We start from the raw sequence: 13,584 nt of genomic DNA, 5'->3' as shown, positions 1-13,584 counted from the left end.
TACCAACGAGCTTCGTTGTACTATATAATCGCGCTGTGTTTTCGCAACCCGCGATGCCTCAATTGCTGAAGCGCATGAAAAAGTTGTAGAGGGCCAGGTTTGCACTGGGACCAGCGGGATCTCCCCAGAGTCCAGTGCCTCCAGACCAGGCATGCCCCATGCCGTTTATCACCCAGTATTCCTCGATCTCTTGCCCGCTGTTATTATTCCAGGTGTAGGTGGTATAGGAGTGTCCTCCTGGCACTTGTCCGGATGTGGTGGTCGCGGGGCTGGAGAAGCTCACATTATAGGTTCCCCCTGAGGCATCATGATCCGTTTCCATCCACTGCTGGATCACCTGGTCACCATTGACCGGCCAGACGACAGTATCAGCCGTCCCCTGGATATCAATGGTGGGAACCGCTCGCGCATAGCGCCCCATCGTCTGATAGGCCAGGTCGCCCTGTAACACAGGAGGAGGCCCACCTGTGACCGAAGCACTCAGAGAGAAAGAGGTGACGGCCTGGTACTCCACGCCAGAATGCACTCCAATCGCGGTATACAGATCTGGATAGGCGGCCCCCATATTCACCGCCATTGCCCCACCCGACGAAATCCCCGCGATATAGACGCGGTGTTTGTTAATCGTCCAGAGCGAGGAAGTGTTTTCCACAGTCTGAGTGATACCAGCGATCTCAGCGGTTTCATCCATGCCTCGATACTGATTGCTTGAGAGGAAAAAGTTCCAGCACAAAGAAGCATTCGCGAAGGCTTCCTGCTGGAGATAAGCAACAATAAACTGCTTCTGGTCCGCCAGGGCGTTCATTCCGGTGTCTGCAGCCATCGTTGCTGCATCTACCGTGCAACCAGATAAAACGACGATCAGGGGGACCGATGTCCCTACCTGGTAGTTTGCGGGCGTATACACATCGTAGGTATACAGTCCGGCGGCACCCAGATAACTAAATTGCTGCAATTTCCCTGCGGTCGCGGCGTGCGCGGCCGGGGAACATTGAAAGAGCAACAGACAACCTACGAAAACGGCCAGAGTGCACCATCGGATAAAACGTGTGAACATCGGCGTTCGCTCCTTTTTCCCGTTTGGACAATATCATTTCCGACAAGGTTGCGATGTTTTCTGACGAACAAGATCAGTCTGACATGGAGGTGGTACAATAGCAGACACACCGTCCCTCCACGCAGTGTTTATGTTTGCTGTGCCTGGCGCAGTTCGCTTTTTAAAATTTTCCCCGTGGCTGTCATAGGAAGCGTGGTGCGAAACTCAATCAGGCGTGGGTACTTATAATCGGCCATGGTTTGCTTGGACCAGGCAATCAGTTCGGCTTCCGAGATGGTTGTGTCAGGCTTGAGGATGATAAAGGCTTTGATCTCTTCGCCGTGGCGCTCATGCGGGACGCCGATGACGGTCGCGATACTGACCGCCGGATGTGTCATCAGTACTTCCTCGATTTCACGTGGGTACACATTGAAGCCGCCGCGAATGATCATATCTTTTACGCGATCGACAATATAGAAGTAGCCATCTTCATCGCGTCGTCCAATATCACCGGTATGGAACCAGCCATTGCGCATGACCGCGGCGGTTGCCTCAGCGCGTTTATAATAGCCCTTCATGATATTGTGGCCCCTGATCACCACCTCACCCGGTTCGCCCACGTTAACGTCCCGGTCATGCTGATCCACCAGGCGTACTTCGACTCCCCAGACAGGGAGCCCAATCGAGCCGGGTTTGATTGTCCGATCGAGCCGATTAAACGTAGCAATTGGACTGGTTTCTGAGAGACCATAGCCTTCCAGAATGGTGACCCGGAATTTTTCGTTAAAGGCCCGCATGACTTCCACCGGCATAGCAGCCCCACCGGAGATCGATACTCGTAGGTTGCGCGCGATCTTCTGCAAATCATAGGTCCCAGCGCCTGCATAGTTGAGCATCGCCCAGTACATCGTTGGCACTCCCGCAAAAATAGTGACATTCTCATCATCCATCAGGCGCAGAACGCCTTCGGGGCTAAAGCGGGACACGAGTACCAGGGTTGCTCGATTGTAGATACCCGCGTTCATTTGCACCGTCTGTCCAAAGGAGTGGAACAGGGGCAATGCGATCAGGTGCACGTCGTGATCGGCTCTAGGATACATCGTATCAGACAGGCGCGCATTGAGGAGCATGTTTATGTGCGTCAATTCAGCTCCTTTAGGCTTGCCCGTCGTGCCGCTGGTGTAAAGAATGACAGCCGTGTCGTCTGGATGCGTCTCCACCGTTTCAAAGGTCTCTGGCTGACCATGCATGAGCTCGCCAAAGGTTGTCGCGCCCGCAATAGGTGATGGTGCGGCTGGATCATTGGTCATCAGGAAGAAGTGTGTACAGCTTTCCACCTCCTGGAACGCGGTAAATCCCATCTGCCCAATGGGCAGATCGGAACTTCCTTCCTGACAAAAATATGCCTTTGCTTCCCCGTCAGCGAGATGATAGGCGATTTCACGGGGCTTGAGCAACACATTCAGCGGAAGAACAACACCACCTGCTTTGAGAATGCCATAGTAGGCGATAACGAACGATGGGAGATTCTGGCAACTGAGGGCAACGGTATCTCCCGGACGAATGCCCGCCTGAACCAGTCCATTGGCCACCTGGTTGGCAGCGGCCTGCAAAGCAGCATACGACAGTCTGGTTTTCTCATAAATAATAGCTATTCGCTCAGGCACTTCACGTGCGCTATCATCAAGCAGGACGGCAAGATTGAGCATGCATTCTCTCCTTCAAATAAAGTAGTAAAGGGTGTCAGACACGCTTTTTACCGGGAGGCGTGAGCGCCTTTCAAGTAGAGGTTTTCCAGGGCCTTGCCCCTTGAACCCGCTTGTGCCGCCTGACGGCGAAGGAGAGGAAAAATCAGGGGACACCCTTGCCCCCCGCCATGGGCTGCCGCCCCTGGACCCCGCTCCAAAAAACCTATACCTGAAAGGACGTGAGCGCCCCCGCACGGGCGTCTGCATGCGCGGCCGCGCTTGTTTTTTTGTGTTGGTGCAGCAGGTGCGAAAAATCGTACTGGCCGCAGGCGATGATCATAAAATTCTGACACTCTCGTAGAGATATTGTAGCAGCAGTAGCGTTGAGAAAAGCGTTTATTAGATCGATCGCACGGTCAGAAAATCGTTTGTTTTATGGTCGAGTCGCTGTTGTTTTCCTTGCTCATCCTCTTGCCCTTATACCTCGCAATCACTATACTATCTCTACCAACACTATGTGTACTGTTCAGACGAGCATTTTGAATATCGTGACACTCCGCTTTTCGCTGGACAGGTAAACGCTGTTGTATGGATGTGCAAAGGAGCAATTCATGAGTGACCTGAAGATTGCGTTGCTCGGGACACCGATTGTAGAGCATTGCGGTCAGCGCGTGACCTTCTATGATCGCAAAACGCTGGCTCTGCTGATCTACCTTGCGACAGAACCCGGCGTACATTCCCGTCAGATGCTCGCGCGTCTCTTATGGTCTGAAAGCGATGCGGCACATGGAAGAGCAGCGCTACGCATTGCCTTGCTGCACTTACGGCAGGCACTCGAAGAGAAGATGGCAGCACGACATGGGGCGCATCTACTCATCACTCACGATACGCTCGGACTCGATCTTAGCTCTGGCATTGAGCTTGATCTGCACGCGTTTGAGACCGCGTGGACCTTGCTCCAGCAACTTCCCGCGCCAGAAATGATGCCCGGAGAGGCCCGCCGGACGGTGATTGCTCATCTCCAGCAGGCGATAGCCTTTTACCGAGGCGGCTTCCTGGATAATTTCGCGCTGCGAGATGCGATCGATTTTGACCACTGGGTTGGCATGCAGCGTCAAATCTGGTTCAAGCGCATTGAGCAGATACTGGATTGGCTTTCCCAACTGCAAAATGCAGAAGGGCAGATCGAGCAGGCGATTGAAACCGTTGAACGCTGGCGTACCTACGATGCACTCAATGAAACTATCTATTTACGCCTGATGCAATTGCATTTCTCGCTCGGCAACCGTGTCGCGGCCTTAAAAACATACGAGACCTGTCAGGAAGTGCTGCACGCGGAGCTTTCCGCCAGGCCCTCTTCCAGCTTGCAAGCTCTGTCAGATCTTATTCGTAATACCTCGCCAGTTCCTCGTGGCAAGAACTATACCAGCACTAACGAGGGCACATCCTCTGTACGAACCTTGCTTGAGATTCCTTTTGTGGGACGAGGTGCGAATTTAAGTCGGCTCATTACCTTCTATGAGAAGGCTGCCGGCGGACAGCCACACATTGTCATGTTGGAAGGTGAAGCAGGAGCGGGTAAATCGCGACTTGCCAGCGCGTTTCTCGACTGGGCAAGGGTACAGGGAGCGCGCATACTGGAAGCTAAAGCGTATGAAACCTATCAACGCCTGGCGTATCAGCCTCTGCTCGATTGTTTTCGTCCCTTTATTGAACAGACACGCGATCTCCACCATCTGCTCAGCGATACCTGGATCGCGGAATTAAGTCGGCTCTGGCCTGAACTGTGCGAGCGCTATCCTGATCTACCAGCCCCTACCATCGATGAGGCATTCGCTTCCACTCGCCTGTTAGAAGCACTTGCCCGCCTAGGGCAAGCGAGCGCGACACAACAACCGCTGCTTCTCTTTATTGATGATCTGCAATGGGCGGATGAAGCAACCCTGGATGCGCTCCATTACCTCAGCCGGCGCTGGTCGGACCGCGCGGTCCCTGTCTTGCTCCTCTTCAATCGGAGAATAGGAACAGTACGGACGCAATCACGCCTGGGCGAGTGGCTTACCAACCTGAAAAGCGTTATCTCTCTGACACGGCTGGAATTGGGCCCCCTCTCTCCTCAAGACCTCTTGCACATAGCTCACACACTGTTGACCGCACAGGAAACACTCCCGACGGGATCCCGGGCTGGTGATCTTTCCGAGCAACATGACCACACATCTACAACTACCCTGAGCGCAGAGCAATTTGCAGCATGGCTGTATGCAGAAACACAAGGACAACCATTCTATGTGGTAGCTTTGCTTGAGGAATTACTTGAACATGGTGGATTGGTGCCTCGCTTCCTTGAAGGGAAAGGGTGGATCTTCGAGCCGCAAGCTGCCCTGCTTCAGACGGGCGCATTTGGAGGAAGGTTGCCCGCGAATGTGCGGGAGGTGCTCCAGAGTCGTCTGGATCAGCTTTCTCCAGCAACGCGTGACCTGCTGGCAGCCGCTGCTGTGCTCGATCATGACTTTACCTTTGAGCATCTTTGTCGTATTGCCCAACTCTCAACGCACGAAGGGCTCATCGGCCTGGATGAAGCCTTGAATAGCTTATTCCTTCGTGAATCTCGGCGGCAGTCGGAAAGCTCACATACTATTTGCTATGTATTTGTCCATGACAAGATGCGCGAACTGGTGTACCGCGAGATGGGTAAGGAACGGCGACACGTCTTTCATGGCAGAGCGCTCCAATTGCTGAAAGAAATAGATGCTCCCGCGGCGGAGGTAGCGTATCACGCCGTTGCCAGCGGAGCTACTGACGCGGTCTTTCGCTGGAGCCTGGCAGCGGGCGATGAGGCGCTTCATGTGTTCGCGATACGCGATGCCATCAGGCACTATGAACAGGCGCATCAATTGATAAACAAACAAGAAATGCAGGTACCAGCCGCCGAGCTCGCTCACCTGTTTACACAGCTTGGTCGGGCTTATGAACATCGCAATGATGCCCAGGCGGCCCATGCTACCTATCAGATGATGCTGACAACGGCCCGCCAGAGCGCTGATCCAGGCATGGAGTGTTCCGCGCTCAATCACCTGGCCGTCCTCATCAGTGAAGATTTTTCGCAGATGCCGCGCGCCATGGCATTGCTACACGATGCACTGGTGGTAGCGGAACGCTCTCATGACAAGCGTGCAATAGCCCAGACCCAATGGAGTCTGGCGCGGGTCAATTACTACGTGTTAAACCTGGATGCAAGCCTGAGCTATGCCAGGCAGGCCTATGCCCTGGCAAGTGAACTTGAGCAACACGATCTGATCGCCAACAGTCTCAATATCCTGGCCTATATCACCCGAGCGCTGGGACAGTGGGAAGAAGCGGCATCTTATGCGGAAGAAGCCCGGCAACGTTTTGCCACGCAGGGAAATCGTATGATGGAAGCGGACTGCCTGAGTAGAATCGCTGACGCGCGGATCAATTGTGGACAACCATACGAGGGGATTGCGGCGGCACGCTCGGCCTATGCGATCAGCTGTGAAATTGAACATCCCTGGGGACAGGCTAATTGTGGTTATCAGCTCGTGCGCAATCTCGTTGAAATTGGCTACTATGAGGAAGCGCTCACAATTGCGCTCCAGAGCACTGCAATAGCGCGTACACTGACCTTCAATATCATCCTTTTCGTCAACCTGATCTCACTTGGATTGGCCTACCAGGCGCTTTTATTGCCCGAGAAAGCACTCCATGCGCACATGGAAGCCTGGGAACTCAGCGAAACGGTACCTTCGTCGCGCTACACCGGCTTGAGCATCTCACTGCTGTGCATTGATTATGCCCTGATCGGCGATTGGGAAACAGCCTCTATGTATGCCCGACAGGCTCTGGTCATGAGAGATCCCAGGGCCGTGGTATGTCCAGAAGCTCCTCGCTGGCCCGAAACGGTGGCTCTGTTGTATACAGGCGCCAGCACACAGGCGACGGAGGATCTGCAGACGTTTTATCAACTCTTTGGTGCCAACAAACGCTGTTCCATCTCTTATGCACGCGCGCGTGCCGCTCTTGCTGAAGCACAGGGCGAAACAGAGCAAGCGCTGACATGCTTGCAGCAAGCCAGCGCTTTAGCAAAAGACCTCGGTCTTCCCGGAGAACGCTGGCAGGCAGAGGCAGCCCTGGGCAGGCTCCACCAATCCCGTGAAGAACATGAACAGGCGGCACAGGCTTTTGCGCGCGCCGCAGCCGTGGTCGAAGAGCTCGCCAGCAAGATCACCAATGACGAGTTGCGCTCGCAGTTTCTTGCATCACCTCAAGTACGCTCCCTTTTCTCTAGGGATGGAACCTGGAGAGTTTGACAACTTCTTGTTCAAGCGTAGCATTTAGCGGCTTGCGCTCTTTGAGAATCCATGGCAGACCCGTACACGCTTCCATAACCCCCTTGCGCACATCACGATTGGCAACGGCCTGTCGCAGCAGGGGTGACGTTTCAGCAAGGACGCCACTCAGGGAGCGGCGCAGCCAGACTGACCAGAGATGATTGCGCACAACGAGCTGCTTTCTTATGGCTTTATTACGCTGGGGTGCAGGGGCGTGATGGGCAAGAATGTCTGGAACATACGCCAGGGTCCATCCCCGCTCTGCCATATCAAGCGCGATCAATTCCTCCTCCCCGCCCACACCAATATTGCGATGAAACCCTCCCACATCCAGAAATACGTCTTTTCTTATGACTGCACCGCAAGCGATAAATCCCAGAATGTATTTCCCAGGAAAATCATCGGGCGTGGCGATCGGGCTTTTATCCATCAGCTGGCAGGCAGGCTCAATCTGTCCTTCACGCAGAAGGATTTTCCCCTGAATCAACCCCAGGGTAGGATAGTGCTCAAAATACGTCACTGCCGCTCTCAAAGCTCCATCTTCCCACCAGGAGTCGTCATCAGCAAAGGCAATGTAGGGAGTCCGGGCATGCTTTGCTCCTATGTTTCTTGCCGATGATCCATCATTCTCGGCCCGTTGAATAAGCGTGACATCGGGGTATCTGCTGCTCACCAGTTGGATGGTCTCATCTTCTGAATGGTTGTCGACGACAATGATGGGAACAGGCTCATGGAGAGAGAGCAGCTTTTGAAGGGTGGCATCCAGTGAATGGGCTCTATTTCTGGAGATAATGACAATTGAGATTTCGTCCGCCAGGGTGTTATCAAACTGCATACGGTTCTCCATTTCTTGCTCAAAGCATAGTCCTGTTCCTGTCCGGCAGAAAAAAGGTTACAGGCCCAACAGACTTTGAGCTGCTGTAATCACTTCATCGGTGGAAACGCTGCTGACAAGGGAAACAGTATGATCACAATGATCACGGATGAGGTCGCATCCACAAACAGGACAGTTGGCCTGCCATGAGACCAGGGGAACGTGGCGTAGCCTGGAAAGCGGGGGGGCAGTGATGGCATTCAAGCACCAGTAAATGCCGACCGTCCGGGCGCCAACCGCGTGCGCGAGATGGAGGGGGCCGGTATCGTTTGAGATGACCACCTGGCTACGAGCAAGCAATGCCGCTAACCCACCAAGGGAAAGGCGCCCGCAGAGGTTAGAGCTTTCCACATGCATAGCCTCTTGCACCCGATCAACCGTTTCTTGCTCATCATGCGTTCCGGTAAGAACGATATGCACATTCTGCTTCGCCAGGGCATCCCCCACGCGGGCAAAGTTTTCAGCCGGCCAGCGACGTCCTGGGTCCATTGCGCCCGGGTGTAAGATAGCCAGTGGCTGACGATCCTTGGGCAAAACGTGCAGAGCTTCAACCCTATCCTGTTCAGTAACGACGACGTGAGGCTCAATACTGCATGTTTGCGCACCAGCCAGCGCGACCACTTCTAGATAACGGATATATTCTGACTGGAGAACATGATAGGGGATCCAGCGATCAAGAGGGATCGCATCTTCAGCTTTTGAACCGATGGTGACCCTGGCTCCAAGCTTTTTCACGAACGGATTAGAGAAACGGCCTCCTCCGCGAAACTGGCAGGCCAGATCAAAGCGCTCCTGCTGCATGGTCTGAAGAAAAGTGTTGATCTGCTCCTGATCGGTCTTTTCACCGGGCTCGACACTTACTCCACCACAGGGTGGGACCTCAATCGCCCGATCAACCGGAGAAGGGCGCTGGCTCAGAAATGCCGCCGTCCAGGGAAGCGTGAGGAGCACCAGTTCCGCCTGAGGATAGGTTGCGCGCAAAGCCTCCAATGCTGGCAGGATAAAGATAAAATCACCAAGCCTGTTGGTACGCAATACAGCGATTTTCCGCACATCTGCGATACGCTCACCACTGAATGTTTCGGTTCTCCTGGTATTTGTCATCTGAAATCTAGCACCAGACGAGTCCTCTATCCATGCATCAGATTTTCCATTGAAGGATTTCTCTGTATTCCAGTTTGCCAGAGGTGACATCAGCTCAGCCCCCCTTTGCCAGCCAGGTTGGAGCTTTGCGTGTTTTCCTCATATGTGATTATTGCCTCTTTTCATCTTTGGTTAAGCGGAAAGAATCTCTCTGCAGAAAAAATTCTATCGTATGGAGATAATACGTTCTTTCCAGGTGAAAAGAGGACAGGGCCCTGTCTCCTTTGTCTGTTACAAGTCCCTGCCCCACGGCGTTCTCGCTGGCAAGGAATGATCAATCGTTACCCGCGTTTTCCGATAAGCAAGCAATCACTGTTCATTTCAGCCATCTCACTATGCCAAGATTGATGCCTTCAAAACGATACGCGCTCAAATCTTCTTTCAGCGACACGCTGACAATATAGGGTAATAGGGTACGAAGATACATATCGTCTGTCCATCCGAAGTTGCCTCCAGTCGAATCTCTTCATAGTCTGTTCGAAGCCATAAGTTTGACAAATATGCTCATGTAGATTAATCTCTATATACATTTAAAGCACATACCTTATTTTTTCATTATTGAATCATCAGGAGAAGGTGCTATGTTCGGAAGGGACCTTGATGCGGTATCAGTACGCGCTCGGCTTGGGCTCAGTGATGACTTTATCCCCTGGCTTGAGGAACTGGAGTTGGCTGGGGCGCCAACTCCTCCAGCCCGGCTACCCAATGCGCACCTGCTCGCTCATCTGGGTGTGTCGTCGGAGGACGCTGAGGCGATCATTGGCGCATGGCTCACACCAGATCAAACCCCGGAGCTGTGGTGGCTTCTGCAACGCTGTCATCAGCAACTTATTTCACAGATGGGCGAACCGTACCCATCCCCTCGCAGCCAGTGGCCACTCCTTCCGTCGCATCTCGGAGCGTCGGGCAGGCTCTTCTACGTATATGTGTTTCTTTCGGCGCTTCCTTCCATACGACAATGGCACTGCGAACACAGCATTGCTGACGATGTGTCCTGGAACACTCTCGCTGACCTTGGCGAGCACATCGCCATTCATCGGCGAATCTTCGGCACTGCGGGCCTCGACGTCCCTGAATGGATCATTCACCACTTTCGAGGAGTGCTCTATCGGCTCGGTCGGCTCCATTTCCACAGAGGTCGGCTCTCTCCTGACTGGCCAATCGACCATAACGCCATCAGCACCGATATGGCCGGATCAAGACTGATTCCTGGTGCTCCGGCCCTCTCCCTGCACATCCCCGAGTCTGGGGGTCCCATGACTCCCGCCATCTGCGACGAGTCATTCGGGCAGGCACGCGATTTCTTCGCCCGCCACTTTCCTGAAGTAGAGTACCGCTTTGGGCAGTGTTCGTCCTGGCTCCTCGACCCACAGCTCGCCAATTATTTGCCGCCTACCTCTAACATCGTCCAGTTCCAACAGCGATTTCACCTTGTACCGGGCGGTTGGAACGGTGATCAGGACGTCATGCGGTTTGTCTTTCGGCGTGTCGCGCCGTCACTGGATGAGCTACCTCAACGCACAACGCTTGAACGGGTGGTTGTCAAACATCTACGGGCGGGACAACATTGGCAGATTCGCTCTGGCTGGCTGGCCCTCTGAGCGCTCCCACGCTAAAGCAATGGGGGTGAGGATGGGGAGGAGGATGGCATGTTCGCGAGAGCAAGGGAGCGGCATAGTTCCTGAGGACCAAAAAAAGAAGCACATGTATCTCCACTTTTATTGTAACACCTCCTATCTACTCGCACACTGCCTTTTTGGACGATTTTTTTTGGCGTTCCTTCCCCTATACTCAGGTAGATGTAAATCCGCGGGATACCATCAACACGATCAACGCAGCAATTGACAGGAGAGGGAAAACATATGGGTTCCTATGTGCTTGGTTTTCAGGACATTGACAAAACAAAACTCATGCTTGTGGGAGGGAAAGGCGCGAACCTGGGGGAGCTCTCCAGGATTGAAGGCATACACGTACCAGATGGTTTTTGCCTTTCTACCGAAGCATTTAAACGAAGCATCGGGGAAGTGCCGTCGATAAACGAATTGCTTGATCAGTTCTCGCTGCTCAAGGTGGAAGACCGCGATACAATCAGTGCATTGAGTGCTGAGATTCGCGGGGCCATCGAAGAGATCGCCATCCCTCAGGACATTACGGAAGAGATCGCCCGTTTCCTCTCCATGTCTGGTGAAAAACATGCCTATGCAGTACGATCCAGCGCAACTGCGGAGGATTTACCGACGGCCTCCTTTGCCGGTCAGCAGGATACGTATTTGAACATTATCGGACAGGAAGCCATCCTCAAGCATATCAGTAAGTGCTGGGCATCGCTCTTTACCGACAGAGCAGTCATGTACCGCATGCAAAACGGCTTCGACCATCGTAAAGTCCTTCTGTCTGTGGTTGTTCAGAAGATGGTCTTCCCGCAGACGGCGGGCATTGCGTTTACAGCCGATCCCGTCACTTCGAACAGGAAAGTCGTATCCATTGATGCCAGCTTCGGACTTGGTGAGGCTCTGGTCTCCGGTCTGGTGAATGCCGATAACTATAACGTGCGTAACGGCAAGATTATCGTGAAGAAGATATCCACCAAGAAGCTGGCGATCTATGCCTTACACGAGGGTGGTACGAAAGAGCAGGCGATTGAGCCTGAACGGCAAAGCAGGCAAGCTCTGACGAATGAACAGATTTTACAACTTGAGCGCATCGGCAGAAAGATTGAAGCACATTTCGGCATCCCCCAGGACATCGAATGGTGCCTGGTTGATGATACATTTTCTATTGTCCAGAGCCGGCCAATCACGACGTTATACCCCATCCCTGAAGTGAATGATCACGAACATCACGTGTATATATCTGTTGGTCATCAACAAATGATGACTGATCCCATAAAACCATTGGGGATCTCTTTATGGCAGTTAACAGCTGCTCGACCCATGTATCAAGCTGGTGGAAGATTGTTCGTTGATGTCGCACAACAACTGGCCTCCCCTATTGGCAGAGCAATGGTATTACGCGCCATGGGACAACACGATCCGCTCATAAAAGATGCGCTTATGACCATCATCGAGAGAGAAGATTTCATACCATCGTTCCCAGATGAGAACAAAGAACCGGGCCCCGCTACAAGCAATACAGCTGCGTCGTCTGCGGGTGTGCAAGCACCGTTCGAAAACGATCCGGCCATCGTTTCCGATTTGATGAAGCGAAGTCAGGCATCGGTAGCAGAATTACAACAAACCATCCAGACGAAAGCAGGGTCAGATCTCTTTGATTTTATCCTGGAAGATATCCAGCAATTAAAAAAGATCTCGTTTGATCCACGAAGTTCGGCTGTGTTTATGGCTGCCATAAATGCTTCTGCATGGATCAATGAAAAAATGGAGCTGTGGTTAGGTGAAAAAAACGTAGCAGATATCCTTTCTCAATCGGTCCCCAACAACATTACGTCGGAAATGGGTCTGGCGCTATTGGATGTCGCGGATGTGATTCGTCCGTACCCGGAAGTCATTGCGTATTTACAGCAGGTAAAAGATGGTACTTTTCTGGATGGACTGGTGAAGTTTCCTGGTGGACAGGAAACCCGGGACGCGATCTCTGCTTTTCTCACCACATATGGCATGCGCTGTTCCGGAGAAATCGATATTACGAGGCCCCGTTGGAGTGAACAACCAGCGACCCTTGTCCCCATGCTTCTCACGAACATCAAAAACTTTGAGCCTGGTGCCAGCCAGCGGAAATTTGAGCAAGGACGACAGGAAGCGTTGCAAAAAACACAAGAGATAGTGGATCGATTGAAACAATTACCGGATGGTGAAGCGAAAGTCAGAGAGACACAACGCATGATCAACCTGGTCCGGAACTTCATTGGCTACCGTGAATATCCAAAATACGGCATCGTAAATCGCTACTTCGTATATAAGCAGGCGTTACTGAAAGAAGCTCAACGACTCGTAGAGGCCAACGTTCTTCATGAACAAGAAGATATCTACTACCTCACATTCCAGGAACTGCACGAAGTCGTACGCGCACAGAGGCTGGATTCTCAGATCATCAGCAAACGAAAAGACAAGCATACATTCTATGAAAAACTCACGCCCCCACGTGTGCTCACGTCTGATGGTGAAATCGTTCCAGGTGAGTACAAACGGGAACATCTTCCAGCCGGCGCAATGGTAGGTCTCCCTGTTTCGTCCGGAATCATAGAGGGACGAGCACGTGTCATCTTAACCATAGAAGATGCTGATCTAGAAGAAGGGGATATATTAGTCACCTCCTTTACAGACCCGAGCTGGACACCATTGTTTGTAGCCATCAAAGGCCTGGTCACCGAAGTTGGCGGACTGATGACCCATGGAGCAGTTATCGCGCGTGAATATGGCTTGCCAGCAGTGATCGGAGTGGAAAATGCAACCAGGCTGATACAAGATGGGACACGCATTCGCGTGAATGGAACAGAAGGCTATGTAGAGATCTTCTAGCCATCGTGCTGGAAGA

Annotated in this window: 7 protein-coding genes; 3 read left to right on the top strand and 4 right to left on the bottom strand. The window is 52.8% G+C overall.

The annotated features are described in order from the left end of the window. Positions 1–58 precede the first annotated feature (58 nt). Together KTT_RS32495 and KTT_RS32490 are read right to left on the bottom strand one after the other, a co-directional pair. Entirely contained in the window at positions 59–1,057 is a 999-nt protein-coding gene (locus KTT_RS32495; protein WP_126601853.1) for an extracellular catalytic domain type 1 short-chain-length polyhydroxyalkanoate depolymerase, read from the bottom strand. A 128-nt stretch (positions 1,058–1,185) separates the two neighbouring features. Then, the gene (locus tag KTT_RS32490) at positions 1,186–2,745 is read right to left on the bottom strand and encodes a long-chain-fatty-acid--CoA ligase (RefSeq protein ID WP_126601851.1); all 1,560 of its coding nucleotides are present in this window, start codon (positions 2,743–2,745) and stop codon (positions 1,186–1,188) included. Between the two features lie 590 nt (positions 2,746–3,335). Here KTT_RS32490 and KTT_RS32485 point away from each other — a divergent pair. After that, on the top strand, positions 3,336–7,052 hold the full coding sequence (locus tag KTT_RS32485; RefSeq protein WP_126601849.1) for an ATP-binding protein: 3,717 nt from the start codon (positions 3,336–3,338) through the stop codon (positions 7,050–7,052). On the opposite strand, the gene KTT_RS32480 is transcribed toward KTT_RS32485, so the two are convergent. Together KTT_RS32480 and KTT_RS32475 are read right to left on the bottom strand one after the other, a co-directional pair. Beyond that, positions 7,027–7,908 (bottom strand): glycosyltransferase family 2 protein, encoded by an 882-nt coding sequence (locus KTT_RS32480; RefSeq protein WP_160146292.1) that lies wholly within the window; start codon positions 7,906–7,908, stop codon positions 7,027–7,029. The genes KTT_RS32485 and KTT_RS32480 overlap by 26 nt on opposite strands. A 57-nt stretch (positions 7,909–7,965) precedes the next feature. Then, entirely contained in the window at positions 7,966–9,141 is a 1,176-nt protein-coding gene (locus KTT_RS32475; protein ID WP_126601845.1) for a glycosyltransferase family 9 protein, read from the bottom strand. Positions 9,142–9,671: 530 nt separating this feature from the next. Between KTT_RS32475 and KTT_RS32470 the strand changes: the two genes are divergently transcribed. Together KTT_RS32470 and ppsA are read left to right on the top strand one after the other, a co-directional pair. Beyond that, positions 9,672–10,691: an acyltransferase domain-containing protein gene (locus KTT_RS32470; RefSeq protein WP_126601843.1), complete on the top strand. Its 1,020-nt coding sequence runs from the start codon at positions 9,672–9,674 to the stop codon at positions 10,689–10,691. A 261-nt stretch (positions 10,692–10,952) separates the two neighbouring features. Further along, complete coding sequence (ppsA, locus tag KTT_RS32465; RefSeq protein WP_126601841.1) at positions 10,953–13,568, top strand: phosphoenolpyruvate synthase; 2,616 nt, start codon at positions 10,953–10,955, stop codon at positions 13,566–13,568. The last annotated feature ends 16 nt before the right edge of the window (positions 13,569–13,584 follow it).

It is taken from the genome of Dictyobacter aurantiacus (assembly GCF_003967515.1).
Taxonomy (GTDB): domain Bacteria; phylum Chloroflexota; class Ktedonobacteria; order Ktedonobacterales; family Ktedonobacteraceae; genus Dictyobacter; species Dictyobacter aurantiacus.
Note: the sequence above shows the minus strand (reverse complement) of the source record. Positions and strands in the feature narration are given on the sequence as shown.

Coding starts and splice junctions, on each gene's coding strand:
- KTT_RS32495 (WP_126601853.1), bottom strand. CDS start 1,057: ATGTTCACACGTTTTATCCGATGGTGCACTCTGGCCGTTTTCGTAGGT.
- KTT_RS32490 (WP_126601851.1), bottom strand. CDS start 2,745: ATGCTCAATCTTGCCGTCCTGCTTGATGATAGCGCACGTGAAGTGCCT.
- KTT_RS32485 (WP_126601849.1), top strand. CDS start 3,336: ATGAGTGACCTGAAGATTGCGTTGCTCGGGACACCGATTGTAGAGCAT.
- KTT_RS32480 (WP_160146292.1), bottom strand. CDS start 7,908: ATGCAGTTTGATAACACCCTGGCGGACGAAATCTCAATTGTCATTATC.
- KTT_RS32475 (WP_126601845.1), bottom strand. CDS start 9,141: ATGTCACCTCTGGCAAACTGGAATACAGAGAAATCCTTCAATGGAAAA.
- KTT_RS32470 (WP_126601843.1), top strand. CDS start 9,672: ATGTTCGGAAGGGACCTTGATGCGGTATCAGTACGCGCTCGGCTTGGG.
- ppsA (WP_126601841.1), top strand. CDS start 10,953: ATGGGTTCCTATGTGCTTGGTTTTCAGGACATTGACAAAACAAAACTC.